At 44.1% G+C, this 25,016-nt stretch carries 22 protein-coding genes; 16 read left to right on the plus strand and 6 right to left on the minus strand.

What is annotated here, in order from left to right; genetic code table 11:
* Positions 1-49: 49 nt before the first annotated feature.
* Positions 50-922 (plus strand): 6-carboxytetrahydropterin synthase, encoded by an 873-nt coding sequence (locus G6R11_RS13120; protein WP_163133528.1) that lies wholly within the window; start codon positions 50-52, stop codon positions 920-922.
* A gap of 57 nt (positions 923-979) precedes the next feature.
* On the opposite strand, the gene G6R11_RS13125 is transcribed toward G6R11_RS13120, so the two are convergent.
* Positions 980-2,917, minus strand: coding sequence for a methyl-accepting chemotaxis protein (locus G6R11_RS13125; RefSeq protein WP_163133529.1), 1,938 nt, complete (start codon positions 2,915-2,917; stop codon positions 980-982).
* Positions 2,918-3,330: 413 nt separating this feature from the next.
* On the opposite strand from G6R11_RS13125, the gene G6R11_RS13130 reads away from it, so the two are divergent.
* From G6R11_RS13130 to G6R11_RS13155, 6 genes are all read left to right on the plus strand, one after another.
* The gene (locus G6R11_RS13130) at positions 3,331-4,791 is read left to right on the plus strand and encodes a COG3014 family protein (RefSeq protein WP_163133530.1); all 1,461 of its coding nucleotides are present in this window, start codon (positions 3,331-3,333) and stop codon (positions 4,789-4,791) included.
* Between the two features lie 13 nt (positions 4,792-4,804).
* Positions 4,805-5,194 carry a YcfL family protein gene (locus G6R11_RS13135; protein WP_163133531.1) on the plus strand — a complete coding sequence of 130 codons (390 nt, stop codon included), beginning with the start codon at positions 4,805-4,807 and terminating at the stop codon, positions 5,192-5,194.
* 14 nt (positions 5,195-5,208) lie between these two features.
* Positions 5,209-5,799, plus strand: coding sequence for a penicillin-binding protein activator LpoB (lpoB, locus tag G6R11_RS13140; RefSeq protein WP_163133532.1), 591 nt, complete (start codon positions 5,209-5,211; stop codon positions 5,797-5,799).
* A 6-nt stretch (positions 5,800-5,805) separates the two neighbouring features.
* The gene (nagZ, locus tag G6R11_RS13145) at positions 5,806-6,837 is read left to right on the plus strand and encodes a beta-N-acetylhexosaminidase (RefSeq protein WP_163133533.1); all 1,032 of its coding nucleotides are present in this window, start codon (positions 5,806-5,808) and stop codon (positions 6,835-6,837) included.
* Between the two features lie 44 nt (positions 6,838-6,881).
* A complete protein-coding gene (gene ycfP / locus G6R11_RS13150) occupies positions 6,882-7,430 on the plus strand; it encodes an alpha/beta hydrolase YcfP (RefSeq protein ID WP_163133534.1) in 549 nt (182 codons plus the stop codon).
* Between the two features lie 183 nt (positions 7,431-7,613).
* The gene (locus G6R11_RS13155) at positions 7,614-8,909 is read left to right on the plus strand and encodes an NAD(P)/FAD-dependent oxidoreductase (RefSeq protein WP_163133535.1); all 1,296 of its coding nucleotides are present in this window, start codon (positions 7,614-7,616) and stop codon (positions 8,907-8,909) included.
* A gap of 100 nt (positions 8,910-9,009) precedes the next feature.
* On the opposite strand, the gene G6R11_RS13160 is transcribed toward G6R11_RS13155, so the two are convergent.
* The 4 genes from G6R11_RS13160 to G6R11_RS13175 are packed head-to-tail and all read right to left on the minus strand — an operon-like array spanning position 9,010 to position 14,620.
* Positions 9,010-9,393 (minus strand): DUF2919 family protein, encoded by a 384-nt coding sequence (locus G6R11_RS13160; RefSeq protein ID WP_163133536.1) that lies wholly within the window; start codon positions 9,391-9,393, stop codon positions 9,010-9,012.
* A gap of 3 nt (positions 9,394-9,396) precedes the next feature.
* Positions 9,397-10,593, minus strand: a complete 1,197-nt coding sequence (locus tag G6R11_RS13165; RefSeq protein ID WP_163133537.1) for a CsiV family protein — start codon at positions 10,591-10,593, stop codon at positions 9,397-9,399.
* Positions 10,577-14,032, minus strand: coding sequence for a transcription-repair coupling factor (mfd, locus tag G6R11_RS13170; protein WP_163133538.1), 3,456 nt, complete (start codon positions 14,030-14,032; stop codon positions 10,577-10,579). The genes G6R11_RS13165 and mfd overlap by 17 nt, the downstream gene beginning before the upstream one ends.
* Positions 14,033-14,041: 9 nt before the next feature.
* A complete protein-coding gene (locus G6R11_RS13175; protein ID WP_163133539.1) occupies positions 14,042-14,620 on the minus strand; it encodes a hypothetical protein in 579 nt (192 codons plus the stop codon).
* Positions 14,621-14,832: 212 nt separating this feature from the next.
* Here G6R11_RS13175 and G6R11_RS13180 point away from each other — a divergent pair, with 212 nt between their 5' ends.
* Genes G6R11_RS13180 through lolE form a run of 3 tightly spaced genes read left to right on the plus strand, consistent with a single transcriptional unit; the run spans position 14,833 to position 17,948 of the window.
* The gene (locus tag G6R11_RS13180) at positions 14,833-16,017 is read left to right on the plus strand and encodes a lipoprotein-releasing ABC transporter permease subunit (protein ID WP_163133540.1); all 1,185 of its coding nucleotides are present in this window, start codon (positions 14,833-14,835) and stop codon (positions 16,015-16,017) included.
* Positions 16,010-16,708 (plus strand): lipoprotein-releasing ABC transporter ATP-binding protein LolD, encoded by a 699-nt coding sequence (gene lolD, locus G6R11_RS13185; protein WP_163133541.1) that lies wholly within the window; start codon positions 16,010-16,012, stop codon positions 16,706-16,708. The genes G6R11_RS13180 and lolD overlap by 8 nt, the downstream gene beginning before the upstream one ends.
* 1 nt (position 16,709) lies before the next feature.
* A complete protein-coding gene (lolE, locus tag G6R11_RS13190) occupies positions 16,710-17,948 on the plus strand; it encodes a lipoprotein-releasing ABC transporter permease subunit LolE (RefSeq protein WP_163133542.1) in 1,239 nt (412 codons plus the stop codon).
* A 52-nt stretch (positions 17,949-18,000) separates the two neighbouring features.
* Here the strand turns inward: lolE and G6R11_RS13195 are convergent, their stop codons facing one another.
* The gene (locus tag G6R11_RS13195) at positions 18,001-18,504 is read right to left on the minus strand and encodes a DUF2062 domain-containing protein (protein ID WP_163133543.1); all 504 of its coding nucleotides are present in this window, start codon (positions 18,502-18,504) and stop codon (positions 18,001-18,003) included.
* A 68-nt stretch (positions 18,505-18,572) separates the two neighbouring features.
* Between G6R11_RS13195 and G6R11_RS13200 the strand changes: the two genes are divergently transcribed.
* From G6R11_RS13200 to G6R11_RS13225, 6 genes are read left to right on the plus strand one after another with little or no spacing between them, the layout of a single operon-like run.
* Positions 18,573-20,753, plus strand: coding sequence for a DNA internalization-related competence protein ComEC/Rec2 (locus G6R11_RS13200; protein ID WP_240352468.1), 2,181 nt, complete (start codon positions 18,573-18,575; stop codon positions 20,751-20,753).
* Between the two features lie 56 nt (positions 20,754-20,809).
* On the plus strand, positions 20,810-22,558 hold the full coding sequence (gene msbA / locus G6R11_RS13205) for a lipid A export permease/ATP-binding protein MsbA (RefSeq protein ID WP_163133545.1): 1,749 nt from the start codon (positions 20,810-20,812) through the stop codon (positions 22,556-22,558).
* Positions 22,559-22,561: 3 nt separating this feature from the next.
* The gene (gene lpxK / locus G6R11_RS13210; RefSeq protein ID WP_163133546.1) at positions 22,562-23,542 is read left to right on the plus strand and encodes a tetraacyldisaccharide 4'-kinase; all 981 of its coding nucleotides are present in this window, start codon (positions 22,562-22,564) and stop codon (positions 23,540-23,542) included.
* Positions 23,532-23,720 (plus strand): Trm112 family protein, encoded by a 189-nt coding sequence (locus G6R11_RS13215; protein WP_163133547.1) that lies wholly within the window; start codon positions 23,532-23,534, stop codon positions 23,718-23,720. The genes lpxK and G6R11_RS13215 overlap by 11 nt, the downstream gene beginning before the upstream one ends.
* Entirely contained in the window at positions 23,717-24,451 is a 735-nt protein-coding gene (gene kdsB, locus G6R11_RS13220; protein ID WP_163133548.1) for a 3-deoxy-manno-octulosonate cytidylyltransferase, read from the plus strand. Before G6R11_RS13215 ends, kdsB begins: the two co-directional genes overlap by 4 nt.
* Before the next feature lie 26 nt (positions 24,452-24,477).
* On the plus strand, positions 24,478-24,954 hold the full coding sequence (locus G6R11_RS13225) for a DUF2947 family protein (protein ID WP_163133549.1): 477 nt from the start codon (positions 24,478-24,480) through the stop codon (positions 24,952-24,954).
* Positions 24,955-25,016 lie beyond the last annotated feature (62 nt).

The raw sequence follows: 25,016 nt of genomic DNA on the forward strand, positions 1-25,016 counted from the left end.
TATGCGCTTGCCGTTATAATGAGCCGCATTCGCGTTTATGAGTATCACTATGAAACTATTTGTAAAAGATCTAACCGTTATTGACTCAACCTATCTATGCCCCGACCGTGGTTTAGTGGGGGAGAGTTGGTTGGTCAACATTGAGTTAGGTGGCTCACTTAATGATATGGATATGTTGTTAGATTTTGGCCAAGTAAAAAAGCTGATTAAACGTTTAATAGATGAAAAGGTCGATCATAAGCTGTTGGTTCCGATTCGCTCACCCTTATGTAAGGTAAATGCCAGCGAAGGCTATACTCAATTGGACTTCATGCGACCGCATGGAAAAAGCATTCATTTACGTTGCCCAGATGAAGCTTACACTTTTATTGATTCGGTAGAGGTGAGTAACGACGCCTTAACTGCCTATGTAAAAAGTGTAGTATTGGAACAGCTGCCATCTAATATTCAAGATTTAGACATTACCTTACGCCATGAATCTATCGACGGCCCTTATTACCACTATAGTCATGGCTTGAAAAAACACGATGGCAATTGTCAGCGTATCGCTCATGGTCATCGCTCCACCATCGAAATTCTTGTCGATAGCGAATATGATATCGACTTAGCAACCAGTTGGGCGATGAAGTGGCGCAATATTTACCTTGGTAGTGAAAGCGATGAGATTAGCCGGCAGGATATCAGCTTTTATGAGCAGCAGGATTGGCAGGAACACTACGCGTTTGCTTACCAATCGCCGCAAGGTTTTTTTGAATTGGTGCTACCTAAGCAAGAAACCGATATTTTGCCCTGTGAGACTACGGTAGAAAACTTAGCTGCTTATATTGCGTCTACCTTAGCTAAAGTGATGGAAGGGCATAGCTTAAAGGTTATTGCTTACGAAGGCGTGGGTAAGGGCGCTATTTCAGAAGTATATAGATAACAAAAAGGCTCCTTGGGGAGCCTTTTTTGATACTGAGTACAGCTTAAAACTGCAACATTACAAGGTAAAACGCTTCACTAGCGAGTCTTGCTGTCCTGCTAATTCACCAAGCTCTTCACTGGTGCTGGTCACAATTTCAATGCTTTGATAATTCTCGTCACTGATGTCTGATATACGGTTAAGGTTGTTTGATATCTCAGCTCCGGTAGCTTGTTGTTGTTCTGCTGCTGCAGCAATTTGACTACTCATATCAGAAATCTGGGTAATAATGCCCTGAATTTCTTCCATTGCGCCGTTAGCATCAGAGCTTTGAGAAATGCTGGCTTGCATCTCTGAAGAACATTCAGACATCACTGATACAGCACGTTGAGCACTCTTTTGCAGATTCTCAATCATAGATTGAATCTCAGTTGTTGAGTTAGTTGTCTTCTGTGCTAATACTCGTACTTCATCTGCAACTACCGCAAAACCACGACCTTGCTCGCCGGCGCGAGCAGCCTCAATTGCTGCGTTTAAGGCAAGCAAGTTGGTTTGGTCTGCAATTCCTCTAATTACATCTAAGATTGAGCCAATGCTGTTACTCATGCTATCAACTTCGCCAATTACCGAACTACTATGGCCCAATTTTTCAGATAATTGATGGGTGGTAGTGATGTTGTTGCTCATTACTTGGCGACCAGAGTTTGCCGCTTCCTCAACTTCCATTACTTTTTCTAGAGTAATGTTAGCGCTTTTAGCAACCTCTCTAACCGATTGCTCCATTTCGGTCATAGCTGCCGCAACCGATGCTGTTTCTTGGCGTTGATTATCTAGCTCAACCTTGGCTGTATTTAGGGTAGTGGAGTTACCATTAGATACATTAGAAAGGCTTTCTGCTGCTTGGCTAATATCATTTAGCACCGAGCGCATTTGCTCCATCATGCTATTAGCTGAGTCTGCTAATTGGCCAAATTCGTTGGTACTTTGGTATTTTACGGTTTCGGTCATATCACCAGCCGCTGCCGCTTTAAGTGTTTTAAGCAACAAGTTAAGCGGTTGTTTAATCGAGCTTGCAACGTTCCAGGCTACCAATAGTGCTAGGGGAATCACAATCACCATTGCTGTAATTAACTGAATGCGGCTCGCTTCTAGCATTTTATTCGCGTTTTCTGAGGCGCTATCTACTTGAGCGTTGGCGATGTCATTGATACTAGAAAGCTGGCTAATAGCTTCAGTAATTTGTAGCGATGTTTCCCCAACTCGTTGTGCAATAGCTTCACTGTCTTGGGTTACTTTTAAGTGTGCGGCCAATACACCATCAGACTTGGTTGAGTCCTTCACGAATTGGTCAATCTGATGGCCCATATCGTTACGTAATTCTGGAATTTCTTCTTCTAAATCAGAGGTGGCGCTTAAGAAATTTTTGATTAGCTTGTTATTGCGCTTAAGAATGACCGACACTTTTTTAGATTGGCTAGTATTTAAGCCTTCTAAGGTATTAAGCTCGATAACGGCCATCGCGTTTAAGAAGCTCTCAGCAGCCCAACGGATGTAATCATCGTTTAATGCCGCTACTTTATCTGATAAGTTTTTCTTAAGTTGCGGAAGCATTACCGACAATTGGTTGGAGCTGCGCTTGACAGCCTGTAGGTCTTCTAGGTAATTAATGTTGTCGTTCATTACCTGTTTAGCAACTTGGAAGTAATTTTGATCTAAGGCGTTTAGTGCATCTAGTTGAGATTCCAACTCTTGATTGCCTTCCGACATCGAGCGCAAAGTGCCAAGTGAAGAAATGAAAACTAACTCGCTTTGCTCAAAAGCCTCGCTACTGGCTTTAATCACATCGGATTCGCTAGAGGTTAGGGCATCTTTAAAGTATTTATCCGCGGTGAGTAAATCTACCGCAAATTGACTACTTTGTAGCACTAATGGCGTGGCTTCTTCTGTTACGGTATCGAGCTGCTGGTTGAAGCGACTGCCGGTTTGTAAAGACAATACATTAGTGAGTACCATCATTAAAACTAGAAAGCCGAATCCAATGTTTACTCGATGAACAATAGAAATATTTTTAAAAAATTGGAGCGATGAGGCTACGTTCAGTGACTTTTTTTTCATAATTCCTCGACCAACCGATCTTGTTAGCTATTTATAGTTTTTATATTGTTTTATTTTGTTAAAAGTATGCCCTGTGTTGGCTGTTCTTACTATGTAAGAGATCACAACTCTACTCGCGCAGGCCGCTTTTATACTGATATTAGCGGCTGATTTAACTAAGACTTTACCTTTTAAACTTTTATCTAAAGCTAATCGTTCAAATAAAGCACAACTAGGACGCTTTTTTGCTAAATAGGCTACTGCTAAGTTGGGACTGCATAGCAAAATAGTTTATAAATAAGGTTCTTCATCCAGATGAGTTTTAGCTAAGACAAATGGCCTTTGCACCTCGCATGTTCAAGTGCATGTTAGTAAACCGTCAAATTCAGCGTTTTCTTTCGCATAAACCGCGAGTATTTGCGGCTGCATTTTTTTCTAGCATCGTATTGCTTGGTTGTAGCAGTGCAGTTTTTAGTGATCTTTTTGTGAGTTATGACGAGCAAATACGCGCTAGCCGTTATCAACTTGGTTCAGGAAAATTTGAGTTGGCCTCGGATTTATTAGACGAAGGTAAACGAGGCGACAATAGCTACTACCTCAAGCAATTAGAAAAAGGCCGGATGAGTTACTTAGCCGGTGATTTTGAACAAAGCCAAACGCATTTCACAAACGTTGACGAGCAGCTAAGCTGGTTATCTCGACAAGCCGAGTACCGTTTATCAACGGGCTTACAGAATGTTTCGGCCTTGGCGACTAACGACAACTTTATTGAGTACCACATTCCCGTATATGAACAAGTTATGTTGCATCATTATCAAGCGATAAATTACCTGCATAGCAATGGCCTAGAGTCTGCGTTGATCGAAGTGCGCCGCGCGGGAATGATTCAACAACAAGCCATGCAAGAAGCACCAATCAGCTTAGAAGAGCAATTACGGGATTACAAAAAGCAATACGACGATTTAATGCAAGAATATCCGCAATTAAGCTCTAACGATAAAGCCTTGGATAATGCTTTTCAAAATGGTTTAACGTTTGCCTTATCTGCTGCATTGTACTTGGCGGCAGGCCAAGAGGATGATGCTTACATCGATTACCGAAAAGCCTTGGCCTTGGCACCTAACAACAGTTATTTACAGGCCGAAGTTGCCCGCCTTGGCAAGAAACTCTCGATGAGTGACTACAAAAAATATACCCCAGCTGAAGCCACTCCCTTAAGCAAACAACAGGGTTTATTGATTGTTCTTCATGAACAATCAATTGTAGCCGCTCGGCAAGAAGCACGTTTTACCTTGCCACTTTATAACCATAATCGTTGGGAAACCTACACGGTTGCGCTGCCCATAATGAGCGGAAATGCCCAAGTCAGCATTCCTCAAAAGCTTGCTGTTAATGGAGAGCAGTTTGGCACTGAGCGTTTAGTGCAGTTTGATGCTTTAGCCGCTAAACAACTGCAACAAGATTTACCCGGCATACTACTGCGGCAAATCTTGCGGGTTATCACTAAAGATCAATTTAGGCGAGAAGTGAATAAAGATAAGGCCGATGACGAAGAGAATTGGGCAAACGCTTTAGTTAATATTTACAACGTTGCGTCAGAACGCGCCGATACTCGGAGTTGGCAAACCCTTCCTGCCTTAGCGCAGATTGCAGTTAAGGCTTTGCCTGTTGGAGAACATACTCTAGAATTTGAAGGATTAATTGAACCATCAACAAACATTACTTTAAGGCCTAGAAGGGTTACCTTAGTGTTAACCAATGACTTGGGTTCCCCTGCTCAAGTATTTAACTTATGAAGAGGGTAAAGCTATGAAATATTTGCTGTTACTAAGCGTATTGTTGGTTGGTTGCACCACTGATACTTCAGGAATTGCCGCCGACTCAGACAAACCTGATGGTAAACAATGGCTAATTGTAGATAACCTTAACTTAGGGCGTAAACTCACCATTATTGATGCGGCCACTCACCAAGGTATGGATCGCCTGCGTGGTGTTGCCACAATACAATCTTTATACAAAGGTGATTTAAATTTACAGTATCGTTTTTATTGGTACGACAGTAACAATGTACAACTAAATAACGCTACCACAGCATGGACGCCGCTAAGCTTGCACGGCAAGCAACAAATTCAGGTCCAATCGGTGGCGTTGGTCAACAACGCTAACCATTTCAAAATTTATGTTAGAGAAGTTGAATAACAGAGAGATATCCCATGAAAAAACTTGTATTAGCAGCATCCGTTCTCGCATTTACCTTAACTGGGTGTTCAACTCAGGTGAGTTATGGCGACCCACAAGAAGTTGAAACCGTAGATGTTGCTTTTGGTTCAAGCGATTTGCAGAAAATTGCTGGCGAAATGACTGACTCAATGATCTCTTCTCCTTTGTTGGCTGAAATTACTGCCAACAATCGCCCAATTGTATTTGTTGAACGGATCAAAAATAAAACGACTGAACATATTGATACTGAGTCTGTTACCGACTCAATTAGCACCAAATTGTTGCAGTCTGGCAAGTTTCGTTTTGTTGATATGACCCGCGTAACTGAAGTGCGAGAGCAGTTAGATTTCCAAAATGATGGTGGTTTGGTTGACCCCTCAAAAGCGATTGCTTTTGGCCAACAGGTTGGCGCCGAATACATGCTCTACGGTAACCTTGCCAGTATCGTAAAAACTAACAAAAAGACTAAAGACGTTTATTACAAAATGACAATGCGATTAATGGATCTAAAAACTGGTCTAGTTGAATGGGCAGATGAGACAGAGATCCGTAAGGCCGAAACTAAATCTACCTTTGGTTGGTAGTGATTAATGGGTCCTCTTTTTATTGATTTGCTCGGCACTGAGCTGAGTGCTGAAGAAGCTGAAATGCTCCAGCACCCCTTGGTTGCTGGGGTTATTTTGTTTAGTCGCAACTATCAAGACCGCGCTCAATTAATTGAGCTGGTACGCACCATTAGAGCCGCTAGTAAACGGCGTTTGCTCATTGCGGTTGATCATGAAGGCGGCCGTGTTCAGCGCTTTAGGGAACAGTTTTCTGCTATCCCCGCAATGGGACAAATAGCTAATTCAGCCAATGCGCTTGGTTTGTCGGCTGTTGAATGGTCAAAACATTTGGGCTGGTTAATGGCTGTTGAGCTGCGAGCCTGCGACATTGATATCAGCTTTGCGCCAGTATTAGATATTAACGGTGTGAGTGATGTTATTGGCCAACGTGCTTTTAGCGACAAGCCAGAACAGATTACCCAGCTTGCCAGTGCATTTATAGGCGGTATGTCAGTGGCTGGTATGAAGGCCACCGGAAAGCACTTTCCTGGTCATGGTAATGTAAAGGCAGATACTCACCATTTAGAAGCGCGTGATAACCGTTCTTTTGCCGAAATTCAGCAACAAGACATGCAAGTATTTGCCACGCTGATTGCTCAGAATAAATTAGATGCAGTGATGCCAGCGCATGTTATTTACTCGCAAGTTGATGATAAGCCAGCAGGCTTTTCAAAAGTTTGGTTGCAGCAAATTCTACGCAAAAACTTAGCTTTTAAAGGCCTAGTATTTAGTGATGATTTAAGCATGAAAGGGGCGGCGGTGGCGGGCGATCATGTAGCTCGCGCGAAACAGGCATTAAATGCTGGTTGTGATTTATTGCTCGCCTGTAATGATCGAGAAGCGAGTATTAGCTTGTTAGATGGCCTAGATCATACAGAAGTAACTGATGGTGAGCGTTTAGTTGGCAAAGCCTATCCACTTAGTTGGTCTGAGTTGGAAGCGCAAGCCCAGTATAAAGAAATTGCCGCTCGCGCTGCGAAAATAGCGCAAATGACTAGTGAAACAAACAGTTTATAAATACACTTGTTTTTAGTGTGTGATTCTAAGGAAGGTAAAGCGAGATGATTATTTATCTACACGGCTTTGACTCAACAAGTCCGGGTAACCACGAAAAAGTGCTGCAGTTACAATTTGTCGACCCCGATGTACGACCAGTTAGCTACAGTACTATTCACCCAAGGCATGACATGAGCCATCTTCTTAAAGAAGTGCACAAACAGCTAATGTTAAGTGCTGACGAAGAAGTAGTGATTTGTGGCGTGGGCTTAGGCGGTTATTGGAGCGAACGAATCGGCTTTTTATGTGGTATTCCTTCGGTAATTTTTAACCCTAATTTGCACCCAGAAGTGAATATGCAGGGCCGAATAGAGCGCCCAGAGGAGTACATCGATATTGCCTCTAAATGCGTAACCGAGTTTAGAACCAAAAACAAAGGCAATTGTACGGTAGTGTTGTCAGAAAACGACGAAGTGCTGGATAACAAAGTGTCGGAGCAAGAGCTTAAAGATTACTACCAAGTGGTGTGGGATAAAGAGCAGAGCCATAAGTTTAAAGATATTAGTCATCACTTACAGTTGATTAAGTCTTTAAAACGTTTACCAAGCCTGTAGAAGCTTATATTTTTGTCAAAAGAGGGATTTAATCCCTCTTTTTTATTGCGCTATTTTTGTGATCTCTATCAAGTTACGTATAATGAGCGCTGCTTTACTAGCAGTTTAAGGCTCAAAAAATCAACAAAATGCCTTTTTGGTAAAGCAAAAACATTTCAAGTTGTTACAAGGAAACAAGCAAGCATGACTAGAATCGTTGTAGTAGGCGGTGGTGCCGGTGGCTTAGAGCTAGCGACACGTTTAGGACGTAAGCTAGGGAAAAAAGGCCAAGCAAGTGTAGTGCTGGTAGATAAAAACCGTACTCACCTTTGGAAGCCCCTGTTGCACGAAGTAGCCACAGGCTCGTTAGATGCCGGTATTGATGCGCTTAGTTATCGCTCTCATGCCGCTAACCATGGTTTTGAGTTTCAACTTGGTGAAGTGGCTGATGTAAATCGTGATGATCAGTTGGTGACTTTAAAGCCAATGGTGGAAGAGGGCAAAGAAGTATTACCCGCTCGCCAACTTAACTACGATTATTTAATCATGGCGATTGGCTCAGTTTCTAATGACTTTAATACCAAAGGTGTTAAAGACAATTGTATTTTCCTCGATAACCCAAGTCGTGCAGATTTATTTCATCGCCGCATGCTTAACCGTTTCTTGCAGTACTCGCAAAATGACGAAGCGCAAGACGGTGAAAAAGTTCGCGTTGCCATTGTCGGCGCTGGCGCAACTGGCGTGGAACTCTCTGCCGAGCTGCATAACGCCTTAGATCAGTTACGCGCCTATGGCGTACCAAACCTAAGTCATTCTAGTTTGGCGGTAACCTTGGTTGAGGCCGGTGAAAAAATTCTACCGGCTTTACCTGTACGCATTTCTAGCTCTGCCCATTCTGAACTGCAAAAAATGGGTGTGGATGTTCGCACCAAAACCATGGTGACAGAAGCAACACCAGAAGGTTTAACCACCAAAGATGGCGAATTAATTAAAGCCGATATTATGGTGTGGGCTGCTGGCATTAAATGCCCAGAATTTATGAAGGATTTAGGTGGATTAGAAACTAACCGAATCAATCAGTTAGTGGTTAGGCCAACCCTACAAACCTCACGAGACAGCAATGTTTATGCTATTGGCGATTGTGCTAGCTGCGCAATGGGTGAAAATGGCTTTGTTCCTCCGCGTGCTCAATCAGCTCATCAAATGGCAACCTTGGTGTTTAAAAACATCGTGCGTCAAATTGAAGAAAAACCACTGTTAGAGTTTGAATACAAAGACCACGGCTCCTTAGTATCTCTAAGCCGTTATTCAACGGTTGGCTCGTTAATGGGCAACTTGATGCAGGGCTCAATGATGATTGAAGGGCGTATAGCGCGGATTATGTATATTTCTTTATATCGTATGCACCAAATCGCCCTACATGGTTATATGAAAACCGGGCTAATGATGCTGGTAGGACGAATTAACCAAGTATTAAGGCCTAAGCTTAAGTTGCACTAGGCGTATAGTTTAGTATTAGTTAAAGCAGCCCAAGGGCTGCTTTTTTTATTGGTTTAAGGGCTTGGTGGAGAAGCTCGAGTTACAACGAGCAATGGTGCTGTTATTGCTTCTCTAAGGCTGATTTAAACACGATAAATGCCATCATTAAGCTGAGCCAAAGGGTGACAGCATTTAAGGCTTCAAAACGCCAATAATTAAGATTGATGGCGTGAACCTGAATGGCAATGTCAGCTAGCAATAACACAAGAATTCCCCACAGTTGGGTGGGAATAGAAAGCTTTTGCCAAAGCTTGGGAAATATTAGCCGAGTCAGTGGTAGTGCGCCCATGGCTAAGCCAACGTAAAACCAAAAATGATCAGGGTAAAGTAGACCGAGGATCTTGTCACCGGTTTGCCGTGAGCTGGCAGCGATGGCCAGCAACAGCCACGTTCTACTTAACAGCGCGCAAGCAAATAGCACGCTGGGTTGATTAGCAAGAAACACTAACTACGAAGCTGGCATAGCAGAGGTGCTTGCTTGTTCGCTAGTAAGCTCTGGTGCTTCTGTTAAGCTAGATTGTTCTGCTGCTTGAATTGATTCGCTTGTGGTGTCTGCCTGTTCTATTGAGGCATTCGTTTCCTCTTCTGGGCTACGACGAATTTGAATCAACATGCCCATTAGTGGGTGGTCAAAGTAGTGAATTTCGCCAGAGCGAACACGACGTTTTTGATCGAACTTAAAGCTGTGTAATTGCTCTTCGGTTTGATACTCACTAATTAAGCTGCCTTGCTCTACCGTTTCGGCGTCTGCACTTAACACCACCACTTGCTGTTCCTCATTGGGTACAACAACTTCAGCAACGGCAACATTGTCAGGAACTTCTACTGTGGTCTCTTCAGCAATAACAGTTTGTTGTGGTGGTAATTCAGCAGGTTGCTCAAGCTGAGGTTCAGGCTCGTTTAGCAACAGTTCTACTTCAACAGGACGTTTAAGCAGTAACTCGCTTTCAATATAAAGATAGTGCTGCAGGTAAACACGAATTCCGCCTTCAAGTTCCCAAATTGCAGGCTCGGGTTCAGGCTCTACGTCATAAGCGCCTACTGCTGTAGCGGGCTCATCGAACAGCGAAATGTTTTCAGCAGCCAAATCGAAGCTTTGACTTTCTTCTACATATTGCTCGTTAGAAAAGCTCACAGAGCCTAATAAGCGACCTTCTTGATTGAATCGGGTAGAAAAATCTTCGCCGGCTTGAACCTGGTAGTGTTTAGCGCGATTACGTGGGGCAACAATTTCTCGCCAGCCCAAGTGCAATAGGGGCGTGAATGCAGCGTGTTGAGTAAGCTTGGCAAACTCTTCGTTTAGCTCTAGCTGCTCTTTACTGAGCATTTGGCGTTTGGTCGCGCCGCTGATTGGCCAGCCTCTACCGTCGATGCTTACTGGTAACTTATCGAAGCGAGGCGCGATGCAAGGTTCTTGCTCTTCGCTGCAACCAAATAGTGGTGCTAATAAAGGTTCACTAGTGCTGGCATTAAGGCTTTGTGGCTGCGGCCAATACTCTTGGCTACTTTCTACAACGTTGCGTTTAAAAAAGATAACTTCAACGTCAAACCAGCGCGGCTCCTCTTGAGCGAAACTTGGCAGGCTGATAAGGCTTACTACAGCTAAGCTACATAGCGGCAGGGCGGTTTTAAGAGTTAGTCGCATTGGCAGTAAATTGCTCCAATAATGATTCGATTAAGCTTAAGCGCTGTTCTGGACTATCGCTAGGCACTGCAAACTTGAGTTTGTTGGCACCTTCTAGGCGATAAATAGCTGGCTGTGATTGTAACAGGCTTACTAGAAAAGCGGCATTAACTTTTGTGCTTTCAGCAAACTCAACTTGGCCACCTTTAGGTCCTGCTTCAATGCGTTTAATGCCCAAGTGCTCTGCATCAATTTTCAGCTTTTGAACTTCAAATAGATTCTTTGCTTGTTCGGGCAATAGGCCAAAGCGGTCTATTAGCTCCACTTGTAGTTCACGCATTTCTGCTTGGTTGGCACAGTTAGCGATGCGTTTATACATGGTTAAGCGAGTGGTTACATCAAAGATGTAATCGTCGGGCAGTAAAGCAGGCAAACGAAGTTCAACTTCGCACTGATCGTTTTGGCTTAAGTCCCAGTTTAAGTCATGGCCATTTTTAAGTGCTGTTACTGCTCTATCGAGCATTTCCATGTAGAGCGTGAAGCCTACCGCTTCAATTTGTCCACTTTGGTCATCACCCAACAGCTCTCCGGCACCACGAATTTCTAAGTCGTGGGTGGCGAGGGTGAAACCCGCACCTAAATCTTCTAATTGCGAAATAGCATCTAAGCGCTTTTTAGCATCTTTAGTAATTAGTTTTGGCGGTGGTGTGAGCAAATACGCATAAGCCTGGTGGTGTGAGCGGCCAACACGTCCACGTAACTGGTGAAGTTGGGCTAAACCAAAATTGTCGGCGCGGTTAATAATAATGGTGTTGGCACTAGGGATGTCGATGCCGGTTTCGATAATGGTGGTACATACCAATACGTTAAAGCGCTGATGGTGGAAGTCACCCATAATCCGTTCAAGCTCGCGCTCACGCATTTGGCCATGGGCCACGGTAATGCGTGCTTGTGGTAACCATTCTCTAAGTTCCTGGGCTACGCGTTCAATGGTATCGACTTTGTTATGTAGGAAATAAACCTGGCCGCCACGCATCACCTCGCGGCTAATAGCTTCTTTGATTAGCGCCGAATCATGCTGGCGTACAAAGGTTTTTACCGCTAAGCGTTTTGCTGGCGGCGTGGCAATAATCGATAAGTCACGCATGCCGCTCATGGCCATATTCAAAGTACGAGGAATTGGCGTAGCGGTGAGGGTAAGAATATCTACATTGGCGCGCATCGCTTTAATTTGTTCTTTTTGGCGTACCCCAAAGCGGTGTTCTTCGTCGATTACTAGCAAGCCTAAATCGGCAAACTTGACGTCTTTACTGAGCAGCTTATGAGTGCCAATAATCACATCAACTTTGCCGGCTGCTAATTCTTTTAGCACGGCATTTTGCTCTTTTGTGGTTTTAAAGCGAGATAGAGATGCCACTTCAATCGGCCAATTGGCAAAGCGGTCGCTAAAGTTGTCGAAGTGCTGCTGAGCCAATAGGGTAGTTGGCACAAGCACGGCAACCTGTTTACCGGCATTTACTGCTACAAACGCTGCGCGCATGGCCACTTCGGTTTTACCAAAGCCTACGTCACCACATACTAGGCGATCCATCGCATTAGGTGTTTGCATATCCTGCAAGGTTGCGCCAATCGCTTGTTGTTGGTCATCGGTTTCTTCGAAAGGAAAGTCGGCGGAAAACTGCTGATAAGCGTTATCGTCCAACTCATAACCAAAGCCTGGCTTAGCTGCTCGTTTTGCGTAGACCTCTAATAGTTCGGCAGCTACGTCTCTGATCTTTTCAGCCGCTTTTGCTTTGGCTTTTTGCCACTGGTCGTTACCTAGTTTGTGAAGCGGTGCTGTTTCATCATTGGCACCCGAGTAGCGGCTGATAAGATGCAAGGCATTAACTGGCACGTAGAGCTTGGCTTCGTTGGCGTACTCTAGGGTTAAAAACTCGGTTTTTATTCCGCCATTTTCAAAGCTGCTTAAACCATGGTAACGGCCCACTCCATGCTCAATGTGAACCACCGGCTGGCCAACACTGAGCTCGGCCAAATTGCGTATTAGTACATCTGGATTAAGTGTTTTACTTGAGGCCTTGCGCTGCTTGGCGCGAACCTTATCGCCCAACAAATCTACTTCGCTGATTAGCTGAATGTTGGGATCTTTTAGCTCAAAGCCTTTATCTAAGGGAGCAACCACCATCGCCAAGCTGTCCTTACTGGCTAAAAAGTCGTTAATGCTGGCTACGTCTTTAATTTTTAACTTTAGCGGGCTAAGCAGATTCTTTAAGGCTTCGCGTCGGCCTTCGGTTTCGGCGATAAAACAAGTTTTAGGCTGCGGGTGATGATCCAAATAATGGCTTAAGGCTTGTAGCGGCAGATTTAAGCGGTGATTTACGCTTAAATCTGGCAACGCGTGGGCATCGAGGTTCAGTTTACCTTGGCTATTACGAGCTGGTCCTTTATGCAGTTTTACACCAGCAAATTGTTTTAGCTCTTTAAAGCACTGCTCGGTGCTTTGGTATAACTCGTCGGGCGCTAAAATTGGCCGGGCTTTGTCGTAGCGACGGTTTTCATAGCGCTCGGCTAATTCATGCCAAAACTGCTTACCTGCATGATCCAAATCGCCCACTTTAAGAATCACCGTATTAGCCGCCAGTTGGTCGGTTAAGCTTTCGGTGTGATTATGAAATAGCGGCAGATAGTACTCGATACCCGCCGGCATGATGCCTTTGGTAACTTGCTGATAAATAGAGCCTGCATCTCGGCTTGGTTCAAAGCGGTCACGCCATTGTTGGCGGAAGGTTTCGATACCGCCAGCATCAGTAGGAAACTCGTGAGCTGGTAACAAAGTAATGCTTTTATGTTGCTCTGCACTGCGCTGGGTATCGGGATCAAACTCGCGAATGCTGTCTAGTTCATCATCGAAGAAGTCTAAGCGGAAAGGCTGGTTACTGCCCATGGGGAACAGGTCCAGCAGGCTGCCTCTAAGCGCAAATTCGCCATGCTCCATCACTTGGTCAACATGTTGATAACCAGCGCTCACTAAGCGTTCTTTAAAGGCATTGAGGTTTAAGCTTTGGCCAACCTTTAATTGTAAGCTGTGTTTAGCTAAAAATTCTGCCGGAGCACAGCGTTGCAACCAAGTGGCGATGGGCGAAATAAGTACACTGTTTTTGTCGTGACTAAGTTGATTAAGGCTAAGAATACGCTGCGAAACAATATCTTGGTGTGGTGAAAAGGTATCGTAGGGCAGGGTTTCCCAGTCTGGCAGTAGGTGCAATGCACGCTGCGGCTTTAGTCCATTAACTTCACGCTCTATTTGCAGGGCGCTACGGGTATCTTCGGTAAGAATCACAATCGGCGCATCAAGTTGAGCGATGTATTCTTGAATAACAAAAGCAAGCGCGCTTCCGGGTAAGTTGCTAACTTGCTTTTGGTCGCCCGCATCAACTGGGCAAGGTAAATTTAGTAACACTGAGAACTCTTATTTATCGGCTTGTTGGCGAGCGTCGGCTCGAGCTTTTAATTGCTGGCTTTGAATGTGTAAACTGGCTCTAACCAGAGCTTCAACATCTTCATCACGAATCAACTTGTAGTTTATTTCTAGTAGGTGCTCGCTGCGATGAGCAATAGCTTTGCTTTGTTGCACTTCGCCGTAGCAATAAACCGCGGTTGATTCTTCAGGTAGAAAAATCTTGAGTCTTACTAGTTGACTTGATTCTAAGGCTTGCGGCCAAAAGCAATGAATCTCTGAGCCGCCAAATTGGTGACTTAGCGTGCGATGCTCTGGACTGTCTTGTTGCACTAATACGTAGCTTAAGACTCGGTTTAACTTTTGCTCTTGGGCTTGCAAGTAAGATAATAGCTGTTCGCCAGCTTCACCCAATTGTTTAATGGCACGCAAACCAAGCAAAGAGTGGTGCTGCCCCGGGTTGGCTAAGGTAAAAGGCTCAGGAATGCTGGCTTCAAATGCCGCCCTAGACTGAGGTAAGTCATTTTGCTCAATGGGTTCAAGGTTTACATTAAGCTGATGAGTAACGCTAAAATACTGTTGTTCCTGCATACATTCCCAGAAGCGCCGTGCGGCGAGTTGTCAAATAGACCATGCTTAAAGCGTAGTTGAAGGCGAAATTACAACAAGTTGCGTAGCGGAATGCAAATAATCTGAATATCTTTGTTTTTTATGTGATTAAGCAAGGCTTGTCACTTGTTGGCCTTTAGGTCGCGCGGTATGATTAGCGCGTTTTTTTGTGCCTAGGGATGTCCGTTGCTTCAATGAAATTAATTGGCTTTATTGCATGGCGGTTCTCGCGAGGAGCCAAACAGCAACGTTTTGCTTCGTTTGTGAGTTGGTTTTCTACCTTGGGTATTACTTTAGGGGTGGCCGCGTTAATTACGGTTATCTCTGTAATGAATGGCTTTGAAAACCAATTGAAGCAACGTATCTTAAATTTGGTTCCTCACCTAACCATTGCTAATCAGCAAACTTTACCCGATAGCTTATCCTCATTTTCTAGTGCGCCCTTGGTGCTTAGCGAAGTGGTACTGCAAAGCAGCACTAACCTGCATGCAGCAATGATGCAGGGTATTGATGTGAAGCAGCAAAAGGATGCTGCTTTACTGCGTGAAAAGATGCTCATTGGCGAGCTTGATAGTTTGCAAGCAGGCAGTTACAAGGTAGTGATTGGTATTGGTACCGCTAACGCATTGGGTGTGCGTTTAGGCGATACTATTCGGCTGCTCGCCACCGACAGATTAGTGTATACCCCTTTAGGTGAAATGCCTTCTCAACGTAACTTTGTAGTATCGGGTATTTTTGAGTTTGCTGCTGAAGTCGACAAACAATTTATCTTGGTGAATATAGAGGATAGCGCACGTTTACTGCGCTCACCGCTTGAATCTGTGAGCCAACAGCGGGTGTTTCTCGATGACCCTTTCCAAATAGAAAGCATTGCGGCTAGCCTCAAGCAAGATACCATTGCATTTCAAGATTGGCGCCGTTATTACGGTGAATTATTTGCCGCAGTTAAAATGGAAAAGAACATGATGGGCATGTTGTTTTGCTTAATTATTGCTGTAGCGGCCTTCAACATTTTATCTAGCTTAGTAATGATGGTGGGCGAAAAACGCAGCGACGTAGCCATTTTGCAAACATTGGGCTTATCACGCGGCAAAGTGGTAATGGTGTTTGTGATGCAAGGCGCTTGGAGCGGTTGTATTGGTGCCGCCGTTGGTGCCTTAAGCGGTTGGTGGTTAAGTTCTAACATTAACAGTGTTATGTCGGGCATTGGCCTTAACTTCGCTGCCAACTTTGGTGGCGCCGGCTTACCAGTGCTACAGCGCAGTGAGCAAATTCTATTTATCACTATTGCAGCGATGTTATTAAGCATTGTAGCGACTATTTATCCCGCTTGGCGCGCCAGCAAAATCCATCCCGCAGAGGCTCTTCGATATGAGTGAGTTAACAGCTCAGCCCGTGTTAGTGGCAAAAGATATATACAAAACCTACCAAGACGGCAACCAACTAACCGAAGTACTACATGGTGTTGACTTTGAGGTGAATGCTGGCGAAGCCGTAGCCATTGTTGGCAGCTCAGGTTCGGGAAAGAGTACTTTGTTGCATATCCTTGGTGGCTTAGACGAAGCCAATAAAGGCGAGGTAAACATTGATGGTCAAGCTATCGCTGGATTAAGTAGTAAGCAACTGGCTAAATTGCGTAATCAAAAGCTGGGCTTTATTTACCAGTTTCATCACTTGCTGGGTGAGTTCTCGGCGATTGAAAATGTGGCTATGCCCCTGTTAATTGCAGGAATGGCTAAAAAAACTGCCATGCAAAAAGCTCAAGCTTTATTAGAGCGGGTAGGCCTAGGTCATCGCTTAAAGCATCGACCTGCAGAACTGTCGGGTGGGGAACGTCAGCGCACGGCTATCGCCCGCGCCTTGGTTAATGAGCCAAGCTTAGTGCTGGCCGATGAGCCTACCGGAAATTTAGATAGCCATAGTACCGAGTCTATTTATCAGCTCATTCTTGAATTAAACCGTGATTTAAATACAGCATTTGTTGTGGTTACTCATGACTTAGCCTTAGCGGCTAAGTTTAGCCGTCAGGCTTATATGCAAGATGGCAACTTTGTGAGCAAGGGCGAATAAGATGCGTTTGCCTTTGTCATTCTTTATTGGCTTGCGTTACCACCGCGCCAAAAATAGTAACGGCTTTATTTCGTTTATTTCGGCTTCTTCCACCTTAGGCATTGTGCTTGGTGTTGCTGTGCTTATTATCGGTCTTTCGGTGATGAACGGGTTTGAGCGTGAATTGCGTGACCGCTTTTTGGCAATTGTAAGCCATGGTGAACTTGAGGCTGTTAACCCACCCTTAATAGATCATCAACAGCTACTAAGCGGTGCCAGTGAACATAGCAAAGTGTTGGGTGCAGCGCCTTATGTTAGCTTTAGTGCCTTAGTGCAAAAAGGCAAACAGATGAAAGCCTTGTCGCTGAAGGGAATAGACCCAAGCCTCGAGAAAAATGTAACTAATCTTCATCAATATGTGGGCGATGATGCTTGGCAAGCTCTGGCAAGTAAACAGCCGCAAATTGTATTGGGTTCGGGCATTGCTAAGTTGCTTAATGTAGCCGAAGGTGAGCAAGTTACCCTGTTACTACCTAAAGCTAATCAACAAAACCGATTAAGCTCGCCGCAGCGAGTTAGAGTGAAAGTCGTTGGCTTGATGAAGGCTGGAGGGCAACTTGATAATCAATTGGCCTTTATTAACTTAGCCTATGCTCAAGAACTTATGAAATGGCAAGACGGTGTCTCGGGAATAAGCTTGCGGGTAGCCGAACCTTTGCAGGCCGATGAGGTTGTTCGCTCGGTAGCCAAAACCTTTCCGCAATTGGTCTATATCAAAAGCTGGATCCGCCAACACGGATATTTATACCAAGATATTCAACTCGTCCGCACTATCATGTACGCAATCATGTTGTTAATTGTCGCAGTTGCCAGTTTCAATATTGTATCTACCTTGATATTGGCGGTAAGCGAAAAACGCGGTGATATAGCTATTTTGAAAACCATGGGCGCCAGTGATCAAACCCTGCTTAAGAGCTTTATTGTTTACGGCTCGTATAATGGTGTATTGGGATGCGCCTGGGGTGCTTTGCTAGGAGTATTGGGCAGTTTTGGCCTACCAAAGCTAGTTGGTTTGGTTGAAAAGCTAATAGGTCATAGCCTGCTTTCAGCAGATATCTATTTTATCGATTTCCTACCCGTTAAGCTAATTTGGACAGATGTGATCGCGGTAGTGGCTGCGGCCTTGCTGTTGAGTATGTTAGCCACTATATGGCCAGCTTGGCAGGCTACCAGAGTTAAGCCGGCTCAAGAACTCGGTTGATTTTCATATCTACAAAAAAGGAGCTGCAAGGTTCCTTTTAAATTTGTGATATTTAGCGGCGTTTGCGATAACGGCGTCTTACCGAGTAACGCCAAAGAGCGTTAATAGCAAAATACCCACACACCGAAAAAACAATACCGTTCACCAAACTTCCCAATAAAAACGCTGGTCCAATTGTGGCAATCAAGTGCTCTAAACCATGCCAAGTGAGCTCTAAGTGATAGTCAGCAACAGGTTGACCTAAGATTCCGGTACCCACCAAATAACAAAAATAAAATATAGCCGGGATGGTAAAGGGGTTGGATATCCAAACCAAAGCCACTGATAGAGGCAAGTTTACCTTAAACATAATGGCTAAAGCGGCTGCGATAATCATCTGTGATGGCAAGGGAATAAACGCTACAAATAAACCTATGGCGAAAGCCCCAGCAGCCGAGCGCCGATTAAGGTGCCATAAATTGGGGTTGTGTAGCCAATCACCAAAAAATTTTAGATGCTTGTTTGCTTTTAGATCTTCAGTTTTAGGAATAAATCGTTGTATCGTTTTTTTTGGCATATAGTTTGTTATTGATAATAAACTTCTTATGACATATGAATGCCTTTTTACTAGCAAGTTTGCTAGCAATGACTTCATCACTATTTTGGCCGAGCTTACTTAGCCTACCGCTTCTATATGTTAGCTTCGTTGCACTTTTGGCTTTACTTTGGAAAAGAAAGCTTTGGGCTGCTGGCTTCATATTTGGTGTGTGCTGGATGACTAGCCACGCGCTGTATTATCAGTCATGGCTTGTTACTATCCAACAAAAAACGGCCAACTTTAGCATAATTGGTGAAGTCTTGGCAGTTGATAATAATCAATACTGGCAAAAAGTCACTGTAGAACTGCATCACTTAGATGCTAAAACCAGTATAGCCTTGTGGCAGCCAAAATTAACGCTTTATCATTCTCGGTCCAGAAAGGATTTTGTTGAGCTGAACGCAGGTCAAACAATTGTTGCTGAGGTTAAGCTTAAACCGGCATTTGCCAGTATTAATCCTGCCGGCTTTAACTATGCAAGGTGGTTAGTGTCTAAGTCGATAATTGGTCGCGGTAAATTGATCAGTTATCGCTTACTAGATGAGCAGCCATCATTACGAGAGAGTGGCTTAGAAAAACTGGTTGACTCGTTGCAGCACTTTCCATATTCAGGAGAAATGCTGGCGCTAATGAGTGGTGATAAACGGCTTTTATCACAGCAACATAAACAGCTATATCAGCAAGCTGGCCTCGGTCATTTATTCGTATTGTCCGGATTGCATTTGGGCATCGTTGCATTTTGGTCATGGTTACTCGCAAAATTGCTGAATATGATATTTCGGGTTCACCATCAAGCAGCGCCAATCATCTTTAGCTTGTTTTGCTGTTTGGCATTTTGTTGGCTGGCGAATTGGCAATTATCGATGATGAGAGCGCTGTTAATGTACGGCTGTTCGATGTTATTTATATTGTTGGGGAATCGCCGGAAGGTTGCTTCAGGGTTGTTGCTGAGCGCATTTCTTATTTTGCTAATCTGGCCCTTTAGTCTTTATAACAATGGCTTTTGGTTATCTTATCTTGCTGTTGCCATCGTTTTATTATGTTTATGGTTAGGACCCAAAAACAAACTAGCCATGTTAGTACTGATTCAATTGGCTATTGGCTTATTGATGATGCCGCTGCAAGTATTGCTATTTGGTTTAGTGCCTAGCTCCGCGCTATTGTTAAATTTAGTGGCGGTACCACTGTTTAGCTTGGTATTAGTGCCCGCTTTGTTATTGCTGATGTTACTCATAGGCATGAGTAGCCGTTTTGCCCAGCTCTTAGCGGAGTTTATTGATAGCATTTTTTCTTACCTTTACCACTCCTTAGAGTGGCTAAACGCTAGTTTGTCAGTGAGCTTAAACTCCTCATCGATGGTTATCGGCTTATTGTTGGTACTTCCGCTATCTGCAGTACTGCTCATTTTCTATCGAGAGCGTTTGTATTTGGCACTGTTGTTACTGTTATTGCTACCTAGTGGTTCCCGACTAAGTCAAGGGAACGCGCATTGGCAAGTGTTCGTCTTAGATGTAGGGCAGGGGCTTGCTGTAGTGGTGTCGCACCAAGGAGAAGCGTTAATCTACGATACTGGACCTAGGTTTCGTAGTGGCTTTAGCTATGCTGAGAGTGTGATTCTGCCATTAATCGCAGAACTAAGAACTCGCCATGTAGATAGCATTGTAATTAGCCATGGTGATAATGATCATGCTGGTGGGCGAGAAGTATTGGAACAGACTTTTCCGCAAGCCAAGCGATACTATGGCAGAGATAAGCGTTTGCCTGATGCGCATTGCCAAGGCAGTAGGTTGTGGGGAAACTTACAACTCGATTTTTATCTCGCCGATCTTGGCGATGGCAACAATGGCTCTTGTGTATTAAAGATCAGTGACAGTAATACCAGCCTGTTGCTGACAGGTGACATTGAGCTACTGGCGGAGCAGCAGCTAGTTAAGGCTGGTCTAACAAATATAAACATAATGCTAAGCCCTCACCATGGTAGCAATAGCTCATCTTCCGCCAGCTTTATTGATTCGCTACGTCCAGAAGTGGTGATTCATAGTAGTGGTGCTTTTAACCGTTTTGCTTTCCCTCATAACGCTGTGTTGAAGCGCTACGCTGCTAGTACTCAGTACATAACGGGTCGAGATGGCGCAATAAAACTTGAAATTGATGACCGTTCATACCAAGTTCATTCATATAGATATTTGAAAATGAGCCCGTGGTACCGACAAATCATCAGTTGGTGATTTGACTATAAACCGCTAAACTAAGGCAATTTTTCCGATGGAATAACTCTGTTCTTATGATTCCAGATACAGCTACGAATACAAAAGCTAATTTTATCCGTTTATTAAGCTACGTTAAAGACCGTAAAATTGGTTTGATTGTCGCCATTATTGGCATGATAGGTTACGGCGCCGTAGATACGCTTTTTGTTTACTCCATCAAACCACTAATTGACGAAGGTTTGTCGGGTAAAAACCCTGCAATATTGACTTACATGCCAGTGTTTGTATTAGGTATTGTATTGCTGCGCGGTATATGTGGTTTTGCCAGTAGCTACGGTATGTCTTGGGTGGGTGGTCACCTTGTGATGAAAATTCAACGACAGATATTTAATCATTTAATGCTAATGCCGGTATCGTTTTTTGATAAAAACCCAACCGGCACACTTATTTCAAAAATTACCTATGATTCTAACCAAGTGAGCACGGCCGCTACCGCAAGTTTAGTGAATTTGGTGAGAGAAAGTGCCACCATCATTGGGTTGTTGGTCCTTATGTTTTATAACAGCTGGCAACTGTCGCTAATCTTTTTTGTTATTGGTCCACCAGTGGGTTTTGCAATCAGCTTGGTTAGCCGCCGATTCCGTAAAATTAGCACCAACCTGCAACACGCGGTGGGTAACGTGACTACCACCAGTGAGCAAATGCTAAACGGCCATAAAGAAATTTTGTCGTTTGGTGGTCAACCTAAAGAAGAAGCTCGCTTTAATAGTGCAAGTAATATGATTCGTCGCCAGCAAATGAAAATGGCTACAGTAAGTGCTATCGCCAACCCTGCTGTGCAGTTCATTGCGTCTATTGGTTTGTCGATTGTATTGTTTGCCGCATCATCACCCGAGCTGGTGGCAGAACTAAGCCCAGGTACCTTTACCATCATTGTTACCTCTATGATGATGTTACTAAAACCATTAAGAGTAATTACCCAGCTAAATAACGATGTACAAAGAGCGATGGCTGCTTGTACCAGCTTATTTACCGTAATGGATATGGATACTGAAACTGATACCGGTAGCCATGTTACTAAACGTGCTAAGGGTAAAATCAACTTAGAAAATGTTGAGTTCAAGTATCCCACTAAAAATGAAATTGTGCTTAAGGGGATTAATCTCAGTATTGAAGCTGGCCAAACCGTTGCACTGGTAGGGCGCTCTGGTAGTGGTAAATCAACCATCGCAGGCTTGTTGCCCAAGTTTTATGAAGTGCAATCTGGGCAAGTATTACTTGATGATATTCCAGTTCAAGATTACCAACTCAAGAACTTACGTGAGCAATTTGCGCAAGTTTCGCAAACAGTCCACTTGTTTAGCGGCACTATTGCCGAGAACATTGGTTATGCTAACGAGAATGCCAGCCGTGAAGACATTGAGCGTGTGGCAGAGATGGCCAATGTAACCAGCTTTGTTGAAAAGTTTGAAGATGGCTTTGATACTGTTATCGGTGAAAAAGGCGTGATGCTCTCTGGTGGACAGCGCCAACGTATCGCAATTGCGCGAGCTCTACTAAAAGATGCGCCAGTACTGATTCTAGATGAGGCCACCTCAGCGCTTGATACTGAGTCAGAGCGAAAAATTCAGCAAGCAATTGACAGGGTTTGTTCTGATAGAACCGCAATTGTGATTGCTCACCGCTTATCAACTATTGAAAACGCAGACATGATTGTTGTTCTTGATGAAGGTGTAGTGGTTGAGCAGGGCAGCCATGCTGAGTTAATGGCAAATCAGGGTGACTACTTCCAGCTACATCAAATTCAGTTTGGTGAAAAGTAAGCAGTGAAGTTTTGGTATCAAGCTAAGCAGCAACATTGGATAAAAATTGTTTTATTGCTGCCGCTTAGCGGCTTATTTTACTTAGTGGCTAACGCCCGTCGTTTAGCCTTTAAACGGTCTTGGCTTAAAAGCTATCGCCCACCAGTTCCAGTGGTCATTGTGGGTAATATCAGTGTTGGTGGAAACGGCAAAACACCCGTTGTATTAGCCCTAGTTGAAGCCGCAAAGCAGCGCGGTTTTAAGCCTGCGGTGGTTAGCCGTGGCTATGGCGGTAAAGCACCGTACTATCCTTTTATTGTTAGTTTCACAAGTCAGTCATCGGAGTGTGGTGATGAGCCTTTGCTGATTCATCAGCGAACTCAGTGCCCTGTGATCGTTGACCCAAACCGCAGCGCTGCATGTAAAGCGGCTGTTGAGCAGGGCAGTGATCTGATTATTTGTGATGACGGAATGCAGCACTATGCCTTGCAACGCGATATAGAAATTGCGGTGATTGATGCCCAGCGTGGCTTAGGCAATGGTTTGTGTTTACCCGCTGGTCCTTTAAGAGAAACAGCTGCTAGGCTACAAATGGTAGACTTGATTGTGAGTAACGGCGAGCCGCTGTTTAACGCCAATAGTCATTTATTACAGTTGCAGGCCAGTGGTTTACGTCGAGTGAGCGATCAGCAATTAGTGAAGGATGTTACAGATTTTGAAGCAGCTATTGCCGGAATCGGCAATCCAGCGCGCTTCTTTGATTCACTTGAAGGCTTAGGCTTTGACTGTAAGCAGCAAGTCAGCTTAGATGACCACAAGCACCTTAGTGAAGAACAACATAAAGAACTCCTTGATAAACGTATAATCATGACAGAAAAGGATGCGATTAAATATCGTCATACAGCAGGTAATGAGTGGTATTATTTACCCGTGGACAGCGTGCTGCCTGACGCGTTTTATCAGCAATTTTTCTCATTGTTACAGGAAAAAATTCATGTCAGTTGAACATAATTTGTTAGAAATCGTTGCTTGCCCCCTATGCAAAGGTAAGCTGCATTACGATAAAGCCAATAACGAGTTAGTGTGTAAGTTTGACCGTTTAGCCTATTCCATTAAAGATGGCATTCCGGTTCTTTTAGTTAATGAAGCTAGAGAAATGTCGGCCAACGAGTTACCGCAATGAAATTTGTAGTGGTTATTCCAGCGCGCTATCAGTCTACCCGTTTACCGGCTAAGCCATTGCAAGATATTGCCGGTAAAGCGATGATTGAAAGAGTTTATCAGCAGGCGTGTAAATCAGGCGCAGAGCGCGTCGTTATTGCAACTGATGATCAACGTATCGTAGATGTTGCTCAGAGCTTTGATGCCGAGGTTGTGCTCACTGCCGCTTCTCACGAATCGGGGACTGAGCGTTTGGCGGAAGTGTGTGAAAAATTAGCATTCTCAGACGATACAATCGTGGTTAATGTTCAAGGTGACGAGCCACTAATTCCACCAATGGTGATATCCCAAGTCGCCGGTTTGTTAGAAGATGCGCCTGAAGTCAAAATGGCGAGTTTGTCGGTGCCTATACATGAAGATACAGATATTCATGACCCTAATGTTGTTAAGGTTGTTTGTGATAAAGACAATCACGCCTTGTATTTCAGCCGCTCCGCGGTGCCGCATGAAAGAGATGGGGACTGGCAATGCGAGTTGTATTCTCGGCATATAGGAATCTACGCGTATCGCGCTCACTTTGTTGGAGAATACTTGCAACTTAGTCCGTCTCCCATCGAGAAGATGGAAAAACTAGAGCAGCTACGTGTTCTTTGGCATGGTTATAAAATAAAAATGGCGAGAGCCATCGAAACACCGGCTCATGGGGTAGACACCCCAGAAGACTTAGAGAAAGTACGTGCATTATTCGGCTGATCTTAGCCACCAGTAATTGAGATAATATGAATTATATTCCCCTAAATGAGCACAAGAAGGCATGGATCTTCAGACGTGCTGATCTACCCATTAGCAGCGAAGATTGTTCTGCAATTAAACCGATGACCGAAGCCCGCGCTAATATATTGTGGAAAGACTTAGTCAGCAAGCAGGTCGACCATCCAGATTTTTTCCGCAAGGGAGATTGGGCATTTAGCATAGATACTTGGAGCGGGCAGGGTAACTGGGAAACTGTATGGGATAGCGAGCAGCTAGAGCTACCCGAAGAGTTACTCGCTCACCTTAATTGGCAAGACAACACAGTCGTTTATTATTGTAATGACCAAGGTAACGTTATTGAAACTACTTGGGCGGTTTTTAAACGCTGTTGGAAAAACTTTTTGTTCATGGATGACGGTGCTTTATTGATTGCGAAAAAACGCACCGAAGTTGCTCAGTTTCTCGCTAACGGTAGCTATCAATTTGGCAATAAGCCTGCTTAGCTGATAGCTTAAGAACTAATAAAAAACCGAAGCAAGTGCTTCGGTTTTTTTATGGCGCTAAG

Source organism: Agarivorans sp. Alg241-V36 (genome assembly GCF_900537085.1).
Classification (GTDB): domain Bacteria; phylum Pseudomonadota; class Gammaproteobacteria; order Enterobacterales; family Celerinatantimonadaceae; genus Agarivorans.

What these genes read in the sequence shown, in the direction of transcription:
- G6R11_RS13120 (WP_163133528.1), top strand. Translation starts at nt 50, where the DNA reads ATGAAACTATTTGTAAAAGATCTAACCGTTATTGACTCAACCTATCTA.
- G6R11_RS13125 (WP_163133529.1), bottom strand. Translation starts at nt 2,917, where the DNA reads ATGATGGTACTCACTAATGTATTGTCTTTACAAACCGGCAGTCGCTTC.
- G6R11_RS13130 (WP_163133530.1), top strand. Translation starts at nt 3,331, where the DNA reads ATGGCCTTTGCACCTCGCATGTTCAAGTGCATGTTAGTAAACCGTCAA.
- G6R11_RS13135 (WP_163133531.1), top strand. Translation starts at nt 4,805, where the DNA reads ATGAAATATTTGCTGTTACTAAGCGTATTGTTGGTTGGTTGCACCACT.
- lpoB (WP_163133532.1), top strand. Translation starts at nt 5,209, where the DNA reads ATGAAAAAACTTGTATTAGCAGCATCCGTTCTCGCATTTACCTTAACT.
- nagZ (WP_163133533.1), top strand. Translation starts at nt 5,806, where the DNA reads ATGGGTCCTCTTTTTATTGATTTGCTCGGCACTGAGCTGAGTGCTGAA.
- ycfP (WP_163133534.1), top strand. Translation starts at nt 6,882, where the DNA reads ATGATTATTTATCTACACGGCTTTGACTCAACAAGTCCGGGTAACCAC.
- G6R11_RS13155 (WP_163133535.1), top strand. Translation starts at nt 7,614, where the DNA reads ATGACTAGAATCGTTGTAGTAGGCGGTGGTGCCGGTGGCTTAGAGCTA.
- G6R11_RS13165 (WP_163133537.1), bottom strand. Translation starts at nt 10,593, where the DNA reads ATGCGACTAACTCTTAAAACCGCCCTGCCGCTATGTAGCTTAGCTGTA.
- G6R11_RS13175 (WP_163133539.1), bottom strand. Translation starts at nt 14,620, where the DNA reads ATGCAGGAACAACAGTATTTTAGCGTTACTCATCAGCTTAATGTAAAC.
- G6R11_RS13180 (WP_163133540.1), top strand. Translation starts at nt 14,833, where the DNA reads ATGAAATTAATTGGCTTTATTGCATGGCGGTTCTCGCGAGGAGCCAAA.
- lolD (WP_163133541.1), top strand. Translation starts at nt 16,010, where the DNA reads ATGAGTGAGTTAACAGCTCAGCCCGTGTTAGTGGCAAAAGATATATAC.
- lolE (WP_163133542.1), top strand. Translation starts at nt 16,710, where the DNA reads ATGCGTTTGCCTTTGTCATTCTTTATTGGCTTGCGTTACCACCGCGCC.
- G6R11_RS13195 (WP_163133543.1), bottom strand. Translation starts at nt 18,504, where the DNA reads ATGCCAAAAAAAACGATACAACGATTTATTCCTAAAACTGAAGATCTA.
- G6R11_RS13200 (WP_240352468.1), top strand. Translation starts at nt 18,573, where the DNA reads ATGACTTCATCACTATTTTGGCCGAGCTTACTTAGCCTACCGCTTCTA.
- msbA (WP_163133545.1), top strand. Translation starts at nt 20,810, where the DNA reads ATGATTCCAGATACAGCTACGAATACAAAAGCTAATTTTATCCGTTTA.
- G6R11_RS13215 (WP_163133547.1), top strand. Translation starts at nt 23,532, where the DNA reads ATGTCAGTTGAACATAATTTGTTAGAAATCGTTGCTTGCCCCCTATGC.
- kdsB (WP_163133548.1), top strand. Translation starts at nt 23,717, where the DNA reads ATGAAATTTGTAGTGGTTATTCCAGCGCGCTATCAGTCTACCCGTTTA.
- G6R11_RS13225 (WP_163133549.1), top strand. Translation starts at nt 24,478, where the DNA reads ATGAATTATATTCCCCTAAATGAGCACAAGAAGGCATGGATCTTCAGA.